This window comes from Clostridium sp. AM46-21 (assembly GCF_003480025.1).
GTDB classification, from domain to species: Bacteria; Bacillota; Clostridia; order Lachnospirales; family Lachnospiraceae; genus Coprococcus; species Coprococcus ammoniilyticus.
In genome coordinates this window covers 1-713 of record NZ_QUIB01000031.1, presented here as the reverse complement: position 1 = coordinate 713, position 713 = coordinate 1, and the positions used below count along the sequence as shown (strand labels likewise).

1 protein-coding gene is annotated in these 713 nt (G+C 47.1%); it reads left to right on the top strand.

The window, feature by feature from the left end; genetic code table 11:
- On the top strand, positions 1-713 hold a 713-nt coding region (locus tag DW959_RS14255), incomplete at both ends, for a DUF5979 domain-containing protein (RefSeq protein ID WP_207664462.1).

Sequence of the window (713 nt, the reverse complement as noted above, 5' to 3'; positions counted from 1 at the left end):
AGTTGCAAACTATGGCTTAGCAGTCAGTGGTGAAGGTAATGTCACCGTCACCAAGGATGCGACAGCAACCGCAACTGTAACGAACACTTATACCCAGGATAAGGGAAGCCTGACGGTAGCCAAGGCAGTTGCAGGATATACCTTTGATTCCAGCAAGACATTCATGATCTACGTAACAAACGCAAGTGGTGAATATGTTCTTACAGATGGAAGCGTAAGCGCAACCAAGACAGGAATCAGCGTACCGGCAAACGGAAGCGTAACGATCAATGACATACCTGTAGGAATTTACAGTGTAAGTGAAGAGCAAACCGGAACAGCAGTTGCAAACTATGGCTTAGCAGTCAGTGGTGAAGGTAATGTCACCGTCACCAAGGATGCGACAGCAACCGCAACTGTAACGAACACTTATACCCAGGATAAGGGAAGCCTGACGGTAGCCAAGGCAGTTGCAGGATATACCTTTGATTCCAGCAAGACATTCATGATCTACGTAACAAACGCAAGTGGTGAATATGTTCTTACAGATGGAAGCGTAAGCGCAACCAAGACAGGAATCAGCGTACCGGCAAACGGAAGCGTAACGATCAATGACATACCTGTAGGAATTTACAGTGTAAGTGAAGAGCAAACCGGAACAGCAGTTGCAAACTATGGCTTAGCAGTCAGTGGTGAAGGTAATGTCACCGTCACCAAGGATGCGACAGCAACCG